Origin of the sequence: Staphylococcus nepalensis (assembly GCF_014635045.1) — a bacterium.
GTDB classification, from domain to species: Bacteria; Bacillota; Bacilli; order Staphylococcales; family Staphylococcaceae; genus Staphylococcus; species Staphylococcus nepalensis.
Genome location: NZ_BMCF01000002.1, coordinates 19,139 through 39,451, shown reverse-complemented (window position 1 = coordinate 39,451; position 20,313 = coordinate 19,139). Strand labels below are relative to the sequence as shown.

General features: G+C 31.1%; 17 protein-coding genes and 8 tRNA genes. 5 read left to right on the top strand and 20 right to left on the bottom strand.

Annotated elements, in window-relative coordinates; translation table 11 throughout:
* Positions 1 to 269 precede the first annotated feature (269 nt).
* The 12 genes from IEU88_RS03295 to hemE all read right to left on the bottom strand — a co-directional run bounded on the left by IEU88_RS03295 (position 270) and on the right by hemE (position 5,649).
* Positions 270 to 358, bottom strand: a tRNA-Ser gene (locus tag IEU88_RS03295).
* Positions 359 to 404: 46 nt separating this feature from the next.
* Positions 405 to 476, bottom strand: a tRNA-Glu gene (locus IEU88_RS03290).
* Between the two features lies 1 nt (position 477).
* Positions 478 to 552 (bottom strand) — tRNA-Asn (locus tag IEU88_RS03285).
* 10 nt (positions 553 to 562) lie between these two features.
* Positions 563 to 636, bottom strand: a tRNA-Gly gene (locus tag IEU88_RS03280).
* 13 nt (positions 637 to 649) lie between these two features.
* Positions 650 to 725, bottom strand: a tRNA-His gene (locus IEU88_RS03275).
* A gap of 13 nt (positions 726 to 738) precedes the next feature.
* Positions 739 to 811 (bottom strand) — tRNA-Phe (locus tag IEU88_RS03270).
* A 14-nt stretch (positions 812 to 825) separates the two neighbouring features.
* Positions 826 to 901: transfer RNA gene (locus IEU88_RS03265), tRNA-Asp, on the bottom strand.
* 11 nt (positions 902 to 912) lie between these two features.
* Positions 913 to 986: transfer RNA gene (locus IEU88_RS03260), tRNA-Met, on the bottom strand.
* Between the two features lie 468 nt (positions 987 to 1,454).
* Complete coding sequence (locus IEU88_RS03255) at positions 1,455 to 2,012, bottom strand: alpha/beta hydrolase (RefSeq protein ID WP_103373477.1); 558 nt, start codon at positions 2,010 to 2,012, stop codon at positions 1,455 to 1,457.
* 181 nt (positions 2,013 to 2,193) lie between these two features.
* Positions 2,194 to 3,588: a protoporphyrinogen oxidase gene (hemY, locus tag IEU88_RS03250; protein ID WP_103373478.1), complete on the bottom strand. Its 1,395-nt coding sequence runs from the start codon at positions 3,586 to 3,588 to the stop codon at positions 2,194 to 2,196.
* Positions 3,589 to 3,605: 17 nt separating this feature from the next.
* Positions 3,606 to 4,529 (bottom strand): ferrochelatase, encoded by a 924-nt coding sequence (hemH, locus tag IEU88_RS03245; RefSeq protein WP_103373479.1) that lies wholly within the window; start codon positions 4,527 to 4,529, stop codon positions 3,606 to 3,608.
* An 85-nt stretch (positions 4,530 to 4,614) separates the two neighbouring features.
* Positions 4,615 to 5,649: a uroporphyrinogen decarboxylase gene (gene hemE, locus IEU88_RS03240; protein ID WP_096809032.1), complete on the bottom strand. Its 1,035-nt coding sequence runs from the start codon at positions 5,647 to 5,649 to the stop codon at positions 4,615 to 4,617.
* A gap of 260 nt (positions 5,650 to 5,909) precedes the next feature.
* Between hemE and IEU88_RS03235 the strand changes: the two genes are divergently transcribed.
* The gene (locus IEU88_RS03235; RefSeq protein ID WP_096809030.1) at positions 5,910 to 6,413 is read left to right on the top strand and encodes a signal transduction protein TRAP; all 504 of its coding nucleotides are present in this window, start codon (positions 5,910 to 5,912) and stop codon (positions 6,411 to 6,413) included.
* 60 nt (positions 6,414 to 6,473) lie between these two features.
* Here IEU88_RS03235 and ecsB read toward each other — a convergent pair whose 3' ends face one another.
* Both ecsB and ecsA read right to left on the bottom strand, forming a co-directional pair.
* Complete coding sequence (ecsB, locus tag IEU88_RS03230; protein ID WP_096809028.1) at positions 6,474 to 7,697, bottom strand: ABC transporter permease EcsB; 1,224 nt, start codon at positions 7,695 to 7,697, stop codon at positions 6,474 to 6,476.
* Positions 7,694 to 8,431, bottom strand: a complete 738-nt coding sequence (gene ecsA / locus IEU88_RS03225) for an ABC transporter ATP-binding protein EcsA (protein ID WP_096809026.1) — start codon at positions 8,429 to 8,431, stop codon at positions 7,694 to 7,696. Before ecsA ends, ecsB begins: the two co-directional genes overlap by 4 nt.
* A gap of 127 nt (positions 8,432 to 8,558) precedes the next feature.
* Here ecsA and IEU88_RS03220 point away from each other — a divergent pair, with 127 nt between their 5' ends.
* The 4 genes from IEU88_RS03220 (at position 8,559) to prsA (ending at position 11,618) form a co-directional block, all read left to right on the top strand.
* Positions 8,559 to 8,984, top strand: coding sequence for an HIT family protein (locus IEU88_RS03220; RefSeq protein ID WP_096809024.1), 426 nt, complete (start codon positions 8,559 to 8,561; stop codon positions 8,982 to 8,984).
* Positions 8,985 to 9,061: 77 nt separating this feature from the next.
* Positions 9,062 to 9,436, top strand: coding sequence for a YtxH domain-containing protein (locus IEU88_RS03215; protein WP_096809022.1), 375 nt, complete (start codon positions 9,062 to 9,064; stop codon positions 9,434 to 9,436).
* A gap of 332 nt (positions 9,437 to 9,768) precedes the next feature.
* Positions 9,769 to 10,341 (top strand): DUF3267 domain-containing protein, encoded by a 573-nt coding sequence (locus tag IEU88_RS03210; RefSeq protein ID WP_096823778.1) that lies wholly within the window; start codon positions 9,769 to 9,771, stop codon positions 10,339 to 10,341.
* Positions 10,342 to 10,625: 284 nt separating this feature from the next.
* Complete coding sequence (prsA, locus tag IEU88_RS03205; protein ID WP_096809018.1) at positions 10,626 to 11,618, top strand: peptidylprolyl isomerase PrsA; 993 nt, start codon at positions 10,626 to 10,628, stop codon at positions 11,616 to 11,618.
* 431 nt (positions 11,619 to 12,049) lie between these two features.
* Here prsA and yhaM read toward each other — a convergent pair whose 3' ends face one another.
* From yhaM to xdrA, 6 genes are all read right to left on the bottom strand, one after another.
* Complete coding sequence (yhaM, locus tag IEU88_RS03200; RefSeq protein WP_096809016.1) at positions 12,050 to 12,991, bottom strand: 3'-5' exoribonuclease YhaM; 942 nt, start codon at positions 12,989 to 12,991, stop codon at positions 12,050 to 12,052.
* Entirely contained in the window at positions 12,991 to 15,924 is a 2,934-nt protein-coding gene (locus IEU88_RS03195; RefSeq protein WP_103373573.1) for an ATP-binding protein, read from the bottom strand. The genes yhaM and IEU88_RS03195 overlap by 1 nt, the downstream gene beginning before the upstream one ends.
* A 1-nt stretch (position 15,925) precedes the next feature.
* Positions 15,926 to 17,110, bottom strand: coding sequence for a metallophosphoesterase family protein (locus IEU88_RS03190; protein WP_103373574.1), 1,185 nt, complete (start codon positions 17,108 to 17,110; stop codon positions 15,926 to 15,928).
* A gap of 350 nt (positions 17,111 to 17,460) precedes the next feature.
* Complete coding sequence (locus IEU88_RS03185; protein ID WP_017723169.1) at positions 17,461 to 17,805, bottom strand: YlbF/YmcA family competence regulator; 345 nt, start codon at positions 17,803 to 17,805, stop codon at positions 17,461 to 17,463.
* Between the two features lie 69 nt (positions 17,806 to 17,874).
* On the bottom strand, positions 17,875 to 19,005 hold the full coding sequence (locus IEU88_RS03180; RefSeq protein WP_096809011.1) for a DUF445 domain-containing protein: 1,131 nt from the start codon (positions 19,003 to 19,005) through the stop codon (positions 17,875 to 17,877).
* Between the two features lie 622 nt (positions 19,006 to 19,627).
* Positions 19,628 to 20,092 (bottom strand): XRE family transcriptional regulator XdrA, encoded by a 465-nt coding sequence (gene xdrA, locus IEU88_RS03175; protein WP_096809009.1) that lies wholly within the window; start codon positions 20,090 to 20,092, stop codon positions 19,628 to 19,630.
* Between the last annotated feature and the right edge of the window lie 221 nt (positions 20,093 to 20,313).

The window sequence follows — 20,313 nt, the reverse complement described above, 5'->3', positions numbered from 1 at the left end:
CAATATATTATATTTCAAAACGTTTAGGGCATGCAGATATAACTACTTCCCTATCGACATCTCGTCATTTATTAAAAGACAGTTAAAAACAAGCAGAAATTAAAACACTAAAAGCCTTGCGCCGCATGTGATATAGAGATTTCATTTCAAAATTTTGATCTTGAAATGAGCGTAGTATTTATTATATTAAGTGATACAAAATAAAGACACCGAAATCCTATTGTATCAAGGATTTCGGTGTCTCAGGAAAGCTCAAATTATGTCATTAACGGAGAGTGAGGGATTCGAACCCTCGAGACGCTTGTGGCGCCTACACACTTTCCAGGCGTGCTCCTTCGGCCAACTCGGACAACTCTCCAATATGAAATTAAAAAAACAGAAGCGATATTTCACTTCTGTTTGTATGACCCCGACGGGACTCGAACCCGTGTTACCGCCGTGAAAGGGCGGTGTCTTAACCGCTTGACCACGGGGCCATGGCTCCACAGGTAGGACTCGAACCTACGACCGATCGGTTAACAGCCGATAGCTCTACCACTGAGCTACTGTGGATCAATTTAAATGGAGCGGGTGATGGGAATCGAACCCACAACATCAGCTTGGAAGGCTGAGGTTTTGCCATTAAACTACACCCGCTTATTAACGATTATGGGGCGGTTGATGGGAATCGAACCCACGAATGTCGGAACCACAATCCGATGCGTTAACCACTTCGCCACAACCGCCAAAGAAATAAAATGGTTCAGGACAGAGTCGAACTGCCGACACATGGAGCTTCAATCCATTGCTCTACCAACTGAGCTACTGAACCTTAATGCGAAATAATGGCGGTCTCGACGGGAATCGAACCCGCGATCTCCTGCGTGACAGGCAGGCGTGTTAACCGCTACACTACGAGACCAAAGTATGTAATTGCGGGAGGCGGATTCGAACCACCGACCTTCGGGTTATGAGCCCGACGAGCTACCGAACTGCTCCATCCCGCGTTAATATTATTAATGACGCCTACCTATTTAATATAACATAATACTATTAACAAAGTCAACACGTTTTTAAAATTAATTTACATTGTTTTAATTATATTTTTAAAATTATATGCCATAATGGGCGTTTGTGCATTGCTCATTTCTGAATACTTATATAGTATATTAAGTTTTAGTATTTTCGTCAATGCTTTCTATAAAGTATTTTGTGTAAAAATGGCATATAAATATAATATTTTAAGTTTAGTTTCTTAATGATACATTTTTCTTTTTTAAATGACGTTACCTTCTGTTTCTATGCTCAATAATTGAGTCATTTAACTTTTATTTAATTGCATAAGTATTGAGAAAAAAGTTAAAAACATATATTGATTTTATCTTAATATGGAACTTTAATCCTAAGAGCGAGACACTATTGATGTCTCGCTCTCCCCTATCTTAAACATATAAATGCTTATATGATAAGCTTGATTATTTACTCATAATACCCATCATTTTACTTTGTAAAATTGTAAATGTTGTGAAACCATCATCTTCTAGGAAATGACCTCCAAAATCAGTAATCTTACATTTACCGTCTAATGCATCCATTAAACGTTTGGTTTCTTTATAAGAAACATGCTGATCGTCTTTTGCACACAATCCATAGAATGCATTTACTTTTTCCTTAATTTTATCGTAATTAATTGTCTCATGCTGCATTTGTAATGGGACATCGATTTCTTGGGCATCTTCTTTAAACCCAGAAATACTAAATAAACCTTCTATTTTTTTAATTTCTAAACTTTCTATAAATTCGAGTGACGCAATTGTTCCAAACCCATGTGTCACAAAATAAGTATCCTTTTTATCAATATATATCTGTTTTTTCATTTCACTTACCCATTTACTTATATCCCCATTTTTTTCTTGAGGTACATTAAAAAGCGTCACATCATAACCTTCTAATATTAAATTGTTTGCTAACCATTTATACCAATGATTAGTTGAATCACCAAATTTTGAATGTACAATAATTATATCTGTCATAAATGACTCCCCCATTTTTCTAAAATTACGACATATCAGTATTAAAACTATAACACTATGTCAACGTTAAAAATTAAGTATCTCATAAATTGAAACAGGATTGCATTGTCATATTTATAGAAAAAGGCCATTTCTACTAGAAGATTCGCCTATCTGTAGAAATGGCCCTTTTAATACTTAATTAAATTTCATTTAATATTTCTTTGACTGCATCTTTACCTTGTTGAATACAATCTGGTAAACCAACGGCTTCAAATGACGCACCGGTAATACGTAGTCTCGGATAATTATTTCTAATATGTGATTGTATTGATTTAATTTGTTCAATATGCCCTATATGAAATTGGGGCATGCTTTTTGGCAAGCGATTAACAATGCTAAAATCGGGTGAGCCTTTAAAAGTCATCATTTGACTTAAATCTTTTTTGACAATATTAACAATTTCTTCATCTGTATGATCATCAACGACTGTATCACCAGGCTTACCTACATATGCTCTAAGCAATACTTTACCTTTTGGTGTAGTAAATGGCCATTTCTTACTTGTCCAAGTACATGCGGTAATCTTGGTATCGCTTGTACGTGCGATTACGAAACCTGTACCATCATAATTATTAATAATGTTCGATTCATCAAACGCAAGCACAACTGTAGCCACCGTAGTAGAATCCATTTTTTTAAAATAATCAAACGCAGGGTCATTTCCAAACCATTCCAAGAATTTTTGGTGTGGTGTTGTAACAAGAACACTATCATAACTATGTGCTTCATTTTCAGTTTTTATTACATATTTCTTTTGTTCGATTGTAATATCTTGAACAGATGTATTATATTTAATCGTCACACCTTGCTCGATAATATAATCTCTTAAATGTTCTATAAATGAACTTAAACCATGTCGAAATTGTTTGAATTGGCCTTTAGGTGCGCCTGGATATAACTGACGTTGTTTTTTTCGTTGTTCTTTTTCATATCTCATTCCCTTTATCAGACTGCCAAATTGTTCTTCTCTTTCTTTAAATTCAGGGAATGTAGTCATCAAGCTTAAATCATCGATATTGGTACCATAAATGCCACCCATTAATGGTTCTATTAAATTTTCTAAAATTTCATCACCTAAGCGTGCTCTAAAAAATGAGCCGACTGAAATGTCCCCATCTATTTGCAGAGGTTTTTTAAATAAATCAAAACTTGCTCTAACTTTACCTAAAGGCGAGATTAATTTTGTTTTAAAAAATGGTTTAATGTCAGTTGGTACGCCTAGGATTGAACCACCAGGGATGGGATAGAGTTTATTTTTAGCATATATATAAGATTGGCCTGTTTTATTTGTAACAAGTTGTTCTTCTAGACCAATATCTTTAGCAATATCAGTCATAATTTGTTTACGACCCAAATAAGATTCTGGACCTAATTCAATTGTATAGCCTTCTGTTCTATATGTTTGAATTTTTCCACCAACTCTATTAGATGCTTCATATATAGTAACCTCTATATCTGGACGTGCTTTTTTAATAAAATAGGCACTAGATAATCCTGTTACCCCTGCTCCAACGATTGCGATACGCTTAGTCAATATCAATCACACTTCCTTTAATAAACATTTTTGATTTCATCAACGATTGCGCCAATAAATAATGGATCTGTATTAGGCATTTTTGGACGGAAGTAATTGACACCTAATTCATCACAAACGATTTTACATTCATAATCGTTATCATAAAGCACTTCCAAATGTTCACACACAAAACCTACTGGCGTATAAATGAAATTTTTATAATTATAATCTTCATATAAAGCTCGTGTTAAATCTTGAACATCAGGTCCTAACCAAGGCGTGCCGGTGTTACCTTCTGACTGCCAACCTTCTGCAACATGGATGATGTTAGATTTAGCTTTTAATAATTCAGCAGTATCGTGTAATTCATTAGGGTAAGGGTCATTATTTTGCTCAATCAGGCCTTTAGGTAAACTATGTGCTGAAACAACTAATACTGTTTCATCATGTTCATTTTCTGGTATTTGTGCTAATGTTTCATTTATTTTTTCTGTCCAATATTGGATAAATTTGGGCTGTTGATAATAGTGTTCAACATGTGTTAATGCGATGCCATATTGATCAGCTTCTTCTTTAGCACGCTTGTTATAAGATCCGACTGAGAAACTTGAATAGTGTGGGGCTAATACTACAGTAACCGCTTCTTCAATACCATCTTCGTTCATAGCTTTAACAGCGTCTTCGATAAATGGATGGATATGTTTCAGACCAATATATAACTTAAATTCAACATCAGTATAACTATGATTAAGCATCTCACATAAAGCTTCAGCTTGTCGATTGGTAGTACCTGCAAGTGGTGATAAACCACCAATAAATTTATATCTATCTTTTAAATCTTGTAATTCCGCTTCTGTCGGCTTTTTACCATGTCTAATATCAGTATAATAAGCTTCAATGTCACTTTCTTTATATGGTGTGCCATAAGCCATTACTAATAGGCCTACTGTTTTTGTCAATTTAAAATCATCCTTTTGTATAATAATTTTTAGATGTAGATGACATAATTAATTGTAAATCTTGTTCGCTATTCTTTATGTCTTACTATCTTTGTGTATAGTCATGAACAAATGTAGTGATTCTTTTTAATGTTTCTGGTTTTACTTGTGGGAAAACACCATGACCTAAATTGAAAATATGCTTGCCATGGTCCATACCTTGATCTAATATTGGTTTTAATCGTTTTTCTATAACATCCCAAGGTGCTAATAGCAAGGAAGGATCTAAATTACCTTGTAAAGTTTTAGTTATATTTAAATCTTCAGCCTCTTTAATAGATAATCTCCAATCTAAACCTAGTACATCTATAGGTAGCTCATTCCATTCGTTAACTAGGTGACTTGCACCTACACCAAACAAAATAACTGGTACATCGTATATTGCTTTAATACCCTTAATTAATTTTTCCATTGCAGGTTTTATATAATATCTATAATCTTGTACATTTAATGCGCCAACCCAAGAATCAAAAACTTGTATAATTTCAGCGCCCGCTTCAATTTGTGCAGTCGTATAAGTAATAGACATTTCAACCAAATGATCCATTAGTGCAAACCAAGTAGCTTCATCACTATACATCATCGCCTTTGTAAAATTATAATTCTTAGATGGTCCTCCTTCAATCATATAGCTCGCTAATGTAAAAGGTGCTCCTGTAAAACCAATTAAAGGGACGTTCAATTTTTCTTCAGTTAACAACTTGATTGTGTCTAACACATAGGGCACATCACGTTTAGGATCTATTGTTCCTAATTTTTCAACGTCTTGTACATTTTTAATTGTGTTATGAATCACTGGACCTATCCCCGATTTGATTTCTACATCTACACCTATTGGTTGCAGTGGTGTCATGATATCTTTATATAAAACAGCTGCGTCTGTATTATAATTATCTACGGGTAAATGTGTAACATACGCACATAACTCTGGTTGATGGGTAATCTCAAATAAAGAATACTTTTCTTTTAATTTTCTATATTCAGGCTGAGATCTACCAGCTTGACGCATAAACCACACTGGCGTGTGATTAACTTCCTTTCCCTTAATCATATCTAGGATAGTATTATTTTTATTATGCACCTTGTAATCCTCCTACATTATAATCATTCTTATTAATATTACCATATCGACTTATCTCTCGTATTTCAATGTATTGAAATGTCATAAAAAAGACAAACTGTGTTGTTTTGCCCACTTAATTATTTGACTATTGTTTTCTAACAGAAATCAATTATAATACTGTTAAAGTCTATTTTATATTTATTTGAAATATTAGAAGTATATATAGTAAATTATAATAGTTATTTAAAGTTTCTTAAACAATTCAAGGGGGAAAACTTATGAAAATCTACGCATCTTATGGTACGTTCGGTTATTTAAATCAGATTAGACTTAATAATCCTGATCATAATTTATTACAATTTTCTGCTTCTGATTCTTCAGTTATTATAGAAGAAACTGAAAGTGAAACTGTTTTAAAACATCCGTTAGAATATGACATCATTAAATCCGAAGGGAACTTAGATGAAAATTACTTCTATTCAGTCATATTTATACCTACATCTGAAGATCATGCTTATCAATTAGAAAAAAAGCTGGAATCTGTAACAACTGATTTCCATCAATTTGCTGGTTATAGAAGTTATCGTTTTTTAAAACCTACCCAAGGTTTAACTTACAAAATCTATTTTGGTTTCGAAAGTCGTACTGATTACGAAGATTTCAAAGCATCCACTACGTTTCAAAATAACTTTGATAAGCTCGCATTGAGCCAATTCTTTGGTTCAAGTGGCCAGCATTCAAGCTACTTTGAAAGATATTTATTCCCAATTGATGATTATTAATTAAAATAAAAACGCTACTCATCTTTTAGAATTAATCTAAAATACTGAGTAGCGTTTTTTTTAATCTCTTAGTAATGTTTCTTGATATTTTAATTTTTTAATTACGTTTCTAATCGTTAACCAACCTACTAAAAAGTAGATTGCTCCAAAATAACCATACTGTGGAAAAGCAATAGCAAATATGATTATAAATACGAAGCCAATGAAACACATTAATCTCATTAAAAACTGTTCGTACCCTTTAATTACCATTTTATCTGAAACTGGCCATACTTGTGGCCATAAACCATAAGCTTGTTGTGTATAAAATTGAGCCATTTGTAATAGAATAATATACATGAATAAACTACCAATGATTAATACCACAATCACTTGGTGCAACCAGATCATTAGTATTAAAGCAATAATAACCAAGCGCAAGATGATGTTAAATGCATCTTTTCCTCTCGCAAAGCTCCGTGTAAATAAATACAAATACATAGAATTGTCATTAAACTTATTATTTTTCGGTGTCCGTAAAAATGGGTCTAAATAACTTCTTCTTACTGCTCTTTCTTCGATTTGCTTCACATCAGTAAACATATTAACAAATTTATAATAGTTCATATGGTGTTGTTGTTCAATGGCCACCATACGCTCCCAAGGGAATAAATTACTTTTATTTAAATATTTTATGAATAATATAAGTGCAATGAGTATAATGATTGATAGTATACTCGATATATTTTTAGCATCTAGCGTAATATAAAACCCTGATGTAAATATAATAAACAGCACAGTAAACAAGGACCAACGTTCAAGTCGGAATTTATACCACTGCCATTTTAATAACAAACCTAAAAATGGAAAAATGATTGCAAGGATTGCAAATGTGATATAAAATCCAAACGTTTGATTATTAAGTACATAAAATAAAGGGAAAAATATAATAATTATCAATACTTGTAATGGCAAACGTGAAAAATAGCTATATATTAAACTGCTTTTCATGTATTCAGACATATGCTTTTCAAATGGTAACAAGAATAGTTTATCAGCATCTTTTAATAAGGTTCTAATAGGAAATATAGACGTAATGGCTACAATTATACTTGCAATCAAAGCATAATTTATACGTTTGGGAATTGACTTTAACCAATCGCCATAACCTAGAATAAACGCACCTAATAATATAACAAGAAAAACAGAAAAATGACCGTTAAATATAAACTTATTATAATAGCTTTTTTCTTTTGCAATTTCTTTTTTTCTTAGGTTAAATAATTGTTTAGCTCCCTGTTTCATGAATGCTGGCCGCCTTGAGTAACATGTATATATATTTCATCTAAAGTTTTCCCACTTAAACCAGTTTGGTCTCTTAATTCGTCTATATCCCCAAATGCAACGATTTGGCCTTTATCCATAATTAAAAATCTGTCACAATATTTTTCTGCAGTTGCTAATATATGTGTACTCATTAACACAGTTCTTTCTTCTTCTTTTTTCTCCACCATTAAATCAAGCATAGATTGGATCCCCAAAGGGTCTAAACCTAAAAATGGTTCATCAATAATATACAAATCTGGGTCCACAATAAAAGCGCAAATAATCATCACTTTCTGTTTCATCCCTTTAGAAAAATGACTTGGAAATATATCTAATTCATTTTCTAATCTAAATATTTTTAACAATGGGCGCGCTCTTTTCATAGCTTCTTCTTTATTAATATTGTATGCCATTGCTGTCATATTAATGTGTTCTTGTAATGTTAATTCATCGTAAATCACTGGCGACTCAGGGATATACGAAAGTTTTCTTCGATAGGATTCTACATCTTGTTTTATATCAATACCAGAAATGGTCAACTGCCCTTCCATCGGCGTTAACAGACCTAGCATATGTTTAATTGTAGTGCTTTTTCCAGCACCATTTAAACCTATGAGTCCTACAATTTCTCCTTTTCGTAATTCAAAATTTATATCTTTAATCACAGGCCTTTTCCCATAACCGCCTGTCAAATGTTCTACTTTTACTGTCATAAGGCACCTCCACAAATATTATTGTATCAAAAATCAATCGTTGTTCATAAAGTTACTGTGAAAAATGACGGAAATAATATAGTAATGCTATAATAGTTATTAACAATCTTACAAGGAGTGAAGATTTATGTCTGAAACAATTTTTAGCAAAATTATCGATGGTGAAATCCCAAGTTATAAAGTATACGAAGATGAGTTTGTATATGCATTTTTAGACCTTTCTCAAGTAACAAAAGGTCATACGCTACTCGTTCCTAAAAAAATATCTGCTAATATCTTTGAAACAGATAGTGAAACAATGCAACATATCGGTACAGCTTTACCAAAAGTAGCAAATGCTATCAAAAAAGCATTTAATCCGGACGGTTTAAATATCATTCAAAATAATGGTGAATTTGCTGATCAATCCGTGTTCCATTTACACTTCCATTTATTACCAAGATATGAAAATGATATTGATGGTTTTGGATATAAATGGGAAACACATGAAGAAAATATTGACGATGACCAAAAAGCCAAAATCGCTCAAGAAATAGCAGCACAATTTAATTAATTATGCTTATCTGCAATCATAAAGGGTATAATAAAATTATTAATGGCTAAGAAATTTTAGAAATAAGGAGAATTTTTATGAAAACAGCTCAATTATTATTAGGACTTGGTGCTGGTGTTGCAACAGGACTCGGTGTTGCATTAATGAATCGTGAGAAAAAAAATTCAAACCACTCTATAACTCAAGGACCAAAACCTACAGGTGCCGAATCTGAATTCGATAGAGAAATCAATACAATTAAACAAAGCGTTAATGATATCGTAAATTATATCGCTCAAGTCAAATCAGAAAGTACAGAGTTTGGCAGCACGATTGGCGATGAAGTAAAAACAATGATTGGTGACTTTAAGTCTGATATTAATCCTAATATTGAAAAATTACAATCTCATATTGAAAATTTACAAAACCGTGGCGAAGAAATTACAAACGGTTTTGAAAAAGATAAATCATAACTTAAATATATGAGCTACAACCCATTTAAACAATCGGTTTGTAGCTTTTTTATTTAATCGTTGACATGGCTCGTTTACAACTTAGCACCGCCAATTAGCACTCTAAATTTTAACTTTGCTACCCATGTATAAAAATGTAGAACTTATATTTCTAAATATAAAATAATCGATATATATGCACAAGTCTTTCTATATTTAATAACCTAAATTGATATTTTTATAATGTCACTAGCCCTTTAAATATAGATTTAAAATAGCCTTGACGCGTAAACTATTACGTTAGATAATACTGAAGTGTATTCAAGTTATTTAAAAAGGAGTATGATTGCGTAATGTATTTATGTACACGCCAAATAGATATCAATGCCCGTTTTGGCATTCCTAGAATTGCTTTTCTTAGTTTTGTTACTACAATTATTACGTTTTTAATTGCGTATGAGATTTTATACTTCTTTTCAGACACAAAATTAACTGATAAACATTTTTTAATATTTTTAATGTTAGTTGTACTTTTATACCCATTACACAAAATAATACATTTATTATTTTTATACCCCTACCGCAAGTCTTTTAAAAAATATAAATTAGTGAAACATAAATCTATACCTTTTTATAATGTTTATATAAACACACCAGTCAACAAATATTATTTTTGTTTTGGCCTCATCACACCTGCCTTATTTATTACAACTTTATGCGCTTATTTTAGTATGTTAATTCCACAATATGGGCACTACTTGATGTTTTTAATTGCCCTAAATTTAGGATATTCCGTTTTGGATTTTCTTTATTTGAAAATCATACTATTTTCAAATGAAGGGGCTTATGTAGAAGAACATCAAACAGGTATCAACATCTTAAATAAAGTTACACCGCAATATAATAATCGTCTTAAACGAGGTTGAGGTACGTACCACTAACGCCCAACCTCGTGTTTTGATATGAGCGCCAAATATTAAAATTAAATATGATACTTGTATCAATTACTCACTCTTAACAATTTCAATTTAGATAAAGCATAGTCCTATTTAAATCATTTATATTTGTATTTTCAACCTTTTCTTCTATACAAATAATGTAAAGCCTCATTTGGTTACAACTAAAGTCCCATATATTAGGTTTCTAATTGGTGAAAACAATATTATATGTTATATTTACGTTGTTATTCTTACAAAAGGAGTTCCCAATAATGAAAACATTCAAAAAAGTTATAATTCCTGTTACAGCTAGTGCGTTATTATTAGGTGCTTGTGGTAATAGTGCTACAGATTCAAAAGAAGATACAATCATCTCATCAAAGGCTGGTGACGTGAAAGTTGAAGATGTCATGAATAAGATGGGTGACGAACAAATAGCTAATTCATCTTTTTCTATATTACTTAATAAATTGTTAGCAGATAAGTATAAAGATAAAGTCGATACAAAAGACATTGATAAAGAAGTTGAAAAAGAACAAAAACAATATGGTGGCAAAGACCAATTTGAAAGTATGTTAAAACAACAAAAAATGTCTCTAAGTGACTATAAAGAACAAAAAAAATTACAAGCTTACCAAAAAGCTTTATTAAATGATAAAGTGAATATTTCTGATAAAGAGATCAAAGAAGATACTAAAAAAGGATCTCATATTTTAATTAAAGTCAAAGAAAATAAAGACGATAAAGAAGGGTTATCAGACAAAGATGCTAAAGCAAAAGCTGAAAAACTTCAAAAACAAGTATCCGAAAATCCTGATAAATTTGGAGAAATCGCTAAAAAAGAATCTATGGACAAATCTTCTGCTAAAAAAGATGGTAGTTTAGGATATGTAATCAAAGGACAAATGGAAGAAAAATTTGAAAAAGCGCTCTTTAAACTTAAAGAAGGCGACGTTTCTAAAGTAGTGAAAACAGATTACGGTTATCATGTTATCAAAGCAGATAAAGAAGACGATTTTGATGAAGAAAAAGGTAAACTCAAATCACAATTAATTCAACAAAAAGTACAAAAAGACCCTAAACTTTTAACAGATGCTTATAAAGAATTATTAGATGAATATAAAGTAGACTATAAAGATAGAGATATTAAAAAAGCAATTGAAGATTCAATTCTAGATCCAGAAAAAATTAAGCAACAGCAACAACAACAGCAGCAACAACAAGCTATGCAACAAGGTGGCGCTGGCATGTCCGTTGGACAATAAAATATACAAACAAGGCGTTGATGCTATCAGTGTCTACGCTCAACATAAAAATGCACTTTCATTTCAAAAATGAAAGTGCATTTTTATATTTAAACTTCTTAATTTTAAACGTGCATGCTTGTCTAGAAGTATATGGTCTAGTCTTATAGATCCTCTCATACTAACTTCTTAAACATTTGTATATTGAAGCCATAAGTTCAATTTCTTTAAGAAATGACTTCACAACTTATTGAGATAGTAATGCTTATATCTGGTGTTAGTTTGTCATTCAAATTGACACTAGAAGCCATTTTATATGATTCTACCCAATCGCTATTTTCTAATAGAAAAATGTATGGTTTTACTTTGTTTACATAAAACCATACGTTTTATAAAATATCTGAGACACTTATTTCACAAACACTTATATACTGTATTAAGTTTCTTGTGTTCTAATCCAAAGAAGTTGGATTGTAAAATTGTCTACCTTCTAGCCCAAAGATACGCTCAGTGAATTGCCCTTTAGGTGTTTTCTTATAAGCTTTTTCAAACATATTCATTTTAGCATCAATGTTATCAATAAAGAATAATATTTCAGCTTCTTTCATATGAGGTAGCTTCGGTGATCCAAATTCCATTTTACCATGATGAGCTAATATCATATGTCGCAGTAACAATACTTCCTCGCCGTTTATATCTAACTCTCTAGCTGCGTCTGCTACTTCATCACTAGCAATTGATATATGACCAAGTAAATTACCTTCTACTGTATATGTTGTCGCTACTGGCCCACTCAATTCTTTAACTTTACCCAAATCATGTAAAATAATTGAGCTATATAATAAGCTACGATTTAGAAGAGGATATATGTCACAAATAGATTTTGCAACACGCAACATAGTTAATACATGGTAGCTTAAACCACTTGAAAAGTTATGGTGATGTGAACTTGCTGCTGGAAATGTGAAGAATTCACTTTGGTATTTACGTAACAAATGACGCGTTATACGTTGTAAATTAGCATTTTCAATTTCTAACATATAATGCGATATTTCTTCTTTAATCTCATCTGGCGTTAATGGCGCACCATCAACAAAATCGTGTATTTTTAAGTCCTCTTCTTCTGAAGCTAACTTAATTTTATTTATTTTCATTTGTTTGCGTCCACGATAATTTATGACATCACCAATAACATGCACAATTTTTTCTGGTTCTAAAACACGCATATCTTCTTTAGTTGCTGTCCATAATTTTGCTTCAATATCCCCACTTTTATCTTGTAAATATATGGTCATATAATCTTTTCCTTGGGCTGTCACGCCTTGTGTCGCCTTATGAATCAAGAAATAGTGATCAACTGAATCTCCAGGGTTTAATTTTTCTACATTTCTCATTATTTACCGCCTTCCTCGAGTTTATTCAATGTAATAATTTGTTTTGAAGGCACACTTGTATCTTTCACACATGTAAAGAATAAAATTTGATAACTTTTTGGCATTTGTCTTAAATAGTTCATCATTGTTTCTTTTCTAGATTTATCAAAATGTACAAAGGCATCATCTATAATTATTGGGAATGGATAATAAGGTTTTAAGGTTTTAATTAAACTTAAACGCAATGCGATATATAGTATTTCTTTAGTAGATTGACTTAATTCGATTGGTTCATACATTTGACCGTTTACCTGTTTTACCATTAAATTTTCATTCGCATATGTGACTTGTACATAATTTCTATTTGTTAAATGTGCAAAGATCTCTGTCGCTTCATTTATTACTTGTGGTAAACGTTTATCTTTAATTTGTTTAATGTGACCATTCACTAAAGATTGTAAGTAGCTAAGACTTGCCCAATCTTTCGCTTCATCATTCACTTTATTTTTAAGAATATAGAACTTATGACGTAAATCCGCTAATGTTTTATCTGTTTCCATCTCCGTAATTTTAGCATTTAAATCACTAACTTCCGCTTGCATTTCTAAATATTGGTCATTATAATCATTGACTTGAGTTTCTAATACTTCGTCTTCATCAGATAATTGAGCAAATGTTTTTTGGCTCAATCTAGAACTTACATCGTAATTGTAATTTTGGTTTTCTAGATATTTCGTCAAATCATTAAAACGATTTAATCGTTGATGATATGCTTGATATTGAGCATGATGATTATAATAAGATTCTTCATCATATGCATTTACAAAATCAAATAATTGTGTGATAACCTTATTATTTTCATTTAAGCGATGATTCAGCTGAGTTAATTCGCTCTCTAGTAAATCAATTTGCTCTTTATTTCTATTCCATTTCTCTAAATTATTAGTTTCTTCTTTCAACCATTGATTTATATCATGGAATAAAGATAATTCATTAAAATAAGTAAATTGATTTTGAGTCACTTCTTTTGCATGCGCATAAAATGCATCTAAATCTTGTTGTAATTGGTATTTTTGTTCAATAAGTTCCGCAATATGATTGGCGTAATCTTTTATTTTATTCATCGTTGCAATACTATCAATGATAAGTTCATCTGAGATTTTATCCGAGAGGTATAAATCAGATTTAACCCGATTGATTGCATTTTGTGCGTTTGAATATTGTTTTTGTGCTTGTTCTAAAGTAGCAGTTAAATAGTCCGATTTTTTGGCTAAAGCCTCTTTCGTTTTAATTGAACTATGAAATTGTTCACGTATTCTATGTTGATCATCTAGGTCAAAATCCAAATCATACTTTGCTTCTAAATCATTAATTTGATGTTGTAAATCTTCGATTTCATTTGAGAACGTTTCACTGTGCCCTATTTCTTTAGATTTAACCAGGAATATACCAATAATAAACACAACGGATAATACTGCAAACACAATACCAAAAATGAGATTAGCTGAAATAAATGAAAATATGGTTAATCCAATACCAATAACTGTCAACATAATTAATGCCAAACGGAACATATTTTGTTTCTGTTCATTTTTTTGTTGTTCTTTATCAAATGCTTCTTTCATTTTTTGATAAAGATTATTTTTCTCCTGTAATTCGAAAACACGGTTATTATATTGCTTTTTCTTTTCATAATTTTCATCAGAAACTATATCTGTTTCTAAAGCATCCATCTCTGCTTGGTTTGTTTCTTTATCGATTTTATTTTCTTCAATATTACGCTCTAATTGTTGAATGAATGCTGTTTGTTCTTGTTTATGCTTAATTTGGTTACTAACATGACTTTTCATCGCTTCTGAACTATCTACTTCATGATGCACCTCTTGCCAACCAATATTAGATTTCAAACCTGTTTGTTCGCGTTCTTTATCTTGAATTTCTTTTTTAATAGATTTCAATTCATATTCTTTTTGCTTAATTTCATTTTCTTGCTGATATATATGATTAAAGGCATCCAAATCATTTTGTTTAGGCACATTAATTTTTTCATTTTCGTCTTTTAAATGTGTTAACCTTTCTTCTCTTAAACCGATATCTCTTTTTAAATTTTGTGTTTGAATTTTAGCAGATTCATATCGATCAATACCTTGTTCAGGAAACACAATTGGTTCAATATTCAACTGTTTCTCTAGTGCCTTCCACTCTTGTGTTTGCTCGTGTAAGGCTAATTCCTTTTGTTTGCGGTCATGCATCTTTGATAGTTGGTTTAAATTTTGTTTTATATTTTCTAAGCGTCTATCAGCTTTATCTTTATCATCTACGAGACGTTTATATGTTGATAATTTTTCTTCTTCTTCACGAATTTGACGCTCCAAAGATTTCAATTCTTCTAATTGTTGATTAATAATCGGATTACGACCATTTTTCTTATACAACAATTCTTTTTTATCGCTCAAAATTTCACGCATACTGGTAAATTCTGTAGACCCTAAAGCACCAGCTTGTAATAAGTAATTTTGTAATTGTTTTTCATCCATATTTTTATGGATATCTTGAAGGCCTAATACATCAAATGAAAATATACCTTGGTATGTACGTTTAGAAATAAAATTCAATGCTTTTTTCAACCAGTGTTCATCTTTGATAGCGCCATTTGGCAGATAAACTTTTACATCCCCAGTCGCTGTACCTTTTACACGTTCAACCTCAACTAATGAACCATCCTCTTGAATTAACGTAAGCTTGCCACCATATTGATTACCTAAGCGCGGCTCTAATCTCGGTTCATTTTCTTTTTTTGTTGGAAAACCAAACAGGATGGAATGTATAAATGCTTGAATAGTAGATTTACCTGATTCATTTTCTCCATAAATTTCAGTAAAATACTCATCAAATTCAATGGTTCTTTGAATAAATCTACCATAACCATAAATCTCTAATGATTTAATCTTCACATTATTCACCCCTCATATCTGACTTTAATAACAGTTCAGCGCGCGCTATTAATTCACGGCGATCAAAGTTATCATAATTTTCTAGGTATTTTGAAGCTTTTGGATTGAGATACAAATCATTCATAGCCGCTTCATAAACAGCATGGTCATCAATTAAATCAGGTGAAAATTCCTTTACAAGCGTTGTTTTATTATCATCTTTATTTTTTATCTTTAAATCTTCTATAAATACAAAATGGTGTTCGTTTTCTTCGTAATCACTAATCATTTCTTGTACTTGTAATTTGTCTTGATCTGAAATAATTTCATCTGAATTCACATTTACCACTAATTGATAAATCGCTTTGCCTTTTGTTCTAACTTGTGATTTAAAATCTTGTATGGCATCAAACAAACCTTGCTTCGTAGTCATATCAGTATCTATTTCAGCTTTTTCAAAACGAATAAATTGTGTTGATACAAATTGAGCATTGAGATTTAAACCGTCTCCCTCCACTAAAAGACAACCTTTTTCTCCAGTTTCTTTAAAATGACGGCCTTGTATATTACCAGGATAATGGATTGGAGGCATATCACTTAATTGCTGGCGTTCATGTATATGGCCGAGTGCCCAATAGTGATAGAGTTTATTGTTTAAATCTTCTAATCTAAATTCAGTATAACGATTATTTGTATTCGTTTTACTATATGTGCCATGTAATATTCCAATATGAATACCTTTTTGACCTTGACTTGAAGGGTAAGCATCTAATTTATTTTCATAACTAGCTTCATTTTGATAGCTAAACCCATGTAAATAAATTTCTTCGCCATTTTTAGTAATCGTTTGATAAGTTTCCACATTTTCGGAAAATATCGAAACATTCTCCGGCCATTCAGTACCTATGGATGAGGAAAGTGGATCATGATTACCATGACATACATAAACAAAGATTTGCTCTTTAGCTAACCGGTTAAATTGTTCTTTCAGGAATACTTCTGCACGTAGCGTTCTGTTATGGTGATCAAACAAATCACCAGCAATAACTATAAAATCTACTTCTTCGTTTAATGCTAAATCCACTATTTTTTTAAAACTTTCGTAAGCACTTTTTTGCATATCTTCAAATATTGATTGACTTAAATAGCTTCTTGATTTAAATGGACTATCTAAATGTAAATCTGCACAATGAATAAATTTAACCATAAATTAAAGTTCTCCTTTATTTAAAGGTTTTATTATAAAATGCATGTAAGACTATGTATTAATTTTGAGATAACAAACTCATGATTAAAAATCTATGCATGCCAATATCTTGTATCTTTATATTTTACCACAGAGTCTATTGCACAGTCGATAAAACGAAAGAGGCTGAGGCACAAATATATGCCTCAGCCTTGAATATATTATTGGCAAAAGTTAGTTGAATTGAAATCACACTTAATCAAGCTTGTTTCAATGCTTATCTATCGTTAATGCCAGAAGCAGAACAACAAAATCTATAAAATATGAGGATTTCTGTCCCACGCCCAAATTAATTTTCTGATTAAAAAATATTAATCAGCGTAGATTTCATCTAAAGGTTTAACAATAATTTGGTTGATTTCTTGGAATACTTGGCTCATATTTTGCTCAGCGGCCATTAATTCTGAAATATTAGAATCGTTTTCGATTTTTTGAGCCTGTTCTTGTGCTTTTTGCAGCTCTTCTTCACCGATTTCTTCACCTTGCATTTGTTTTTGTTGGAAATTTAATTGTGTTTCACGGAACTCATCAAATAAATCCTTTGATTCTTGATTTTCTTTAACTTTTGCGTAAGCATTTTGGATAGCTTGGTATTCATCACTTTCTCTTAATGCTTGCTCTAATTGGTTTGCATGATCGTATAAATTTACTGCCACTGTGCTTCACTCCTTTATTTGTATATGTGTTATAACCACATCGATATTACAATAACATAATTTAATATGTTATACAAAAATTGCAATTACCCCTTGAAGTAAACCGATAATACCACCTAATAAAAATCCTAATAGCATAATTAATTTTAATTCTTTGTTAGCGATATCAATAATTAACCTTTCGATGTAAGCTAGATCAAATGAATTGATTTGTTCTTCTACCATTTGTCTAAGATTAATTTTTTTCATAATTGGAGAAATATATTTAGAACCTTTTTCAATAATAAGGTCTGTAAGCGTTTGTGAAACTTTTTTCTCTAAAAATACAATAAAATCAGGCATTAAATGATGAAGGGGTTGGTTCACTTTATTATTTATGTTTGCATAACTAATCACTAAGTCAACGACTGTTGACTTAAATGAATTAAATTGTTCTTCATTTACTATTTCAGTTAACTTTTTTGTTTTAAAAGTTTCATATTCATTGTCAATAATCTGCTTTGCAATTGCTTTTGCTTTAGGATGATTTGTGAGCCTAATCAACTCGTGTTGTATACGATCTGCGATGCTTTCTTTCGTCATAAACATTTGTAATAATCCAACAATTTTTCCCTTTTCATTAAAAAAAGTATCTAGCATTGATGATATATCTGAAGCACCTTTTTCAGATTTTAAGTAAATGCGTGCACGTTCAAATAGTAAATCGGGTACAAGTTCTATTTTTTGGTCCATGTTTAATTCGATATCATCGGGAATTATTTGTTTAATTGGTGTTTCCTTATGGTCATTATAGTATTGATTTAATTGATTAGATATAACTGTGTCCATCTGGCTATTCGTTAATTGAGCTGCATCAATATCAAAATGCTTAGCTAATGATTGGATTGTTACGCCATCATATTTTAATTTGTGTATTTGTTTTAAAAATAATTCTTCGATAGCTTCTCTTGATTTCGGTGCGTTTAATTTTGACTTAATTAATGTTTCAGTTAATAAATGTTCTTCAATAACTTGACCTATTTTATCAGCTATTTCTCCCCTTCTCTTGGGTATTAACCCAGGCGTAAAAGGTACACGTTTATTAAATATATAATACGTTTTAAATGGATGGAATAGCATCCTTACCGCAATCATATTGGTAACTCCACCTATCAATGCGCCAATAATCATCATAAATATAATTATTAAAAAAGCGTGCATAGTTCATTCTCCTTCATATACAATTAGTTTAAAAACTGAAGGTAATTATATATCAGTCATTTTTATATTGTATAACATAAATAGTACATATGTGTAGCATATGCGTTAATTTCTCAAATGAAATTTTATTGTCCATAACCATTTATTTCATTAAAACACTAAGTTATAGTTCCATTTTGTTTATATTAAATTTAAAAATAAAAAAGAGCGATTTAGAAATCAAAAATTTTATTGATCCCAATTTATCGCTCTGGCGTTGCTGTATATTTTTTAAACTTGGTACGAAGCAATTTAGTGAACAGTTGTTGATTTCCCGAGTGGGACAAAGCACCACTTTGAAAATTTTTTATTTCATCTCATTATGAATGACTATAAAAAGGATATAAACGTTAAAACGCTTGTATAAGCACTATATCAGCCTTTATAAACGAAGACATCGTTTATAAAAACTTAAAATAAGTGGGTAATATCTCTAGTTCCCTACTGTAAATATAATAAATAATTCTAAAATCAATTGATGTACCAGTTTTTATCAATTTTAGTGACTAAACCATTCATATACAATTAAACCATGTTACATAATTATATAAATAATGATTCTCCTATCACAAAATAGATTCACTTATACGTGCATTAATTCTTCTTTAGATACTCTACCGAAATATGTCTCCGCTTCTCTTAATTTAGAAGTTCCAAATATAGGTTGAGTTTCTTGGTTTAGCACGCGGTAGATATCACTTACTTTATTACTTTGTAAAATATATCCGTTACGAGTATCAACTGTACTCCAGTAAATATCACTCGTTGTAGAATGGTTAGGGTATGCACAATGATTACGGGAAATTGTTTGAACCATTTCTAATGGATCGCATCCAAAAGTACTATTTAGTACATCTGAATCTCTAAACAATGCACAAATTGACACGCATGTTGTCCAGTTTGGCAATACTCTCTCTTTTTCAATTTGTACTAATGTCTTTTTTGAAAGACCGATTGTCTGTGCCATTGTATCTTGCGTGTAACCCGCTTCAATACGCACCATTTTAAATTTTGTTTGAATTAAATCTGTAAAACTTTGTCTATCCATTACTTTAATCTACCTTTCATAAAAGAATATTTTATCCGGACACAAGAAATTGCAATAATACACGCTTCTTGAAACACAAATTACATCTTAATACAATTCTCAAAAAAATAAAAGAGTGAAATGATATTTTCATTGTTTTTTGTTATTTGCGCAATTATCAAAATAATCAATCTTATATCCTATAATAAATTTAAACACTTATATCACTTTAGTTGTAAGCG

What these genes read in the sequence shown, in the direction of transcription:
- IEU88_RS03190 (WP_103373574.1), bottom strand. Translation starts at nt 17,110, where the DNA reads ATGGTTAAATTTATTCATTGTGCAGATTTACATTTAGATAGTCCATTT.
- ecsB (WP_096809028.1), bottom strand. Translation starts at nt 7,697, where the DNA reads ATGAAACAGGGAGCTAAACAATTATTTAACCTAAGAAAAAAAGAAATT.
- ecsA (WP_096809026.1), bottom strand. Translation starts at nt 8,431, where the DNA reads ATGACAGTAAAAGTAGAACATTTGACAGGCGGTTATGGGAAAAGGCCT.
- IEU88_RS03255 (WP_103373477.1), bottom strand. Translation starts at nt 2,012, where the DNA reads ATGACAGATATAATTATTGTACATTCAAAATTTGGTGATTCAACTAAT.
- xdrA (WP_096809009.1), bottom strand. Translation starts at nt 20,092, where the DNA reads ATGGATAGACAAAGTTTTACAGATTTAATTCAAACAAAATTTAAAATG.
- IEU88_RS03210 (WP_096823778.1), top strand. Translation starts at nt 9,769, where the DNA reads ATGTATTTATGTACACGCCAAATAGATATCAATGCCCGTTTTGGCATT.
- yhaM (WP_096809016.1), bottom strand. Translation starts at nt 12,991, where the DNA reads ATGAGAAATGTAGAAAAATTAAACCCTGGAGATTCAGTTGATCACTAT.
- prsA (WP_096809018.1), top strand. Translation starts at nt 10,626, where the DNA reads ATGAAAACATTCAAAAAAGTTATAATTCCTGTTACAGCTAGTGCGTTA.
- IEU88_RS03220 (WP_096809024.1), top strand. Translation starts at nt 8,559, where the DNA reads ATGTCTGAAACAATTTTTAGCAAAATTATCGATGGTGAAATCCCAAGT.
- IEU88_RS03235 (WP_096809030.1), top strand. Translation starts at nt 5,910, where the DNA reads ATGAAAATCTACGCATCTTATGGTACGTTCGGTTATTTAAATCAGATT.
- IEU88_RS03180 (WP_096809011.1), bottom strand. Translation starts at nt 19,005, where the DNA reads ATGCACGCTTTTTTAATAATTATATTTATGATGATTATTGGCGCATTG.
- IEU88_RS03215 (WP_096809022.1), top strand. Translation starts at nt 9,062, where the DNA reads ATGAAAACAGCTCAATTATTATTAGGACTTGGTGCTGGTGTTGCAACA.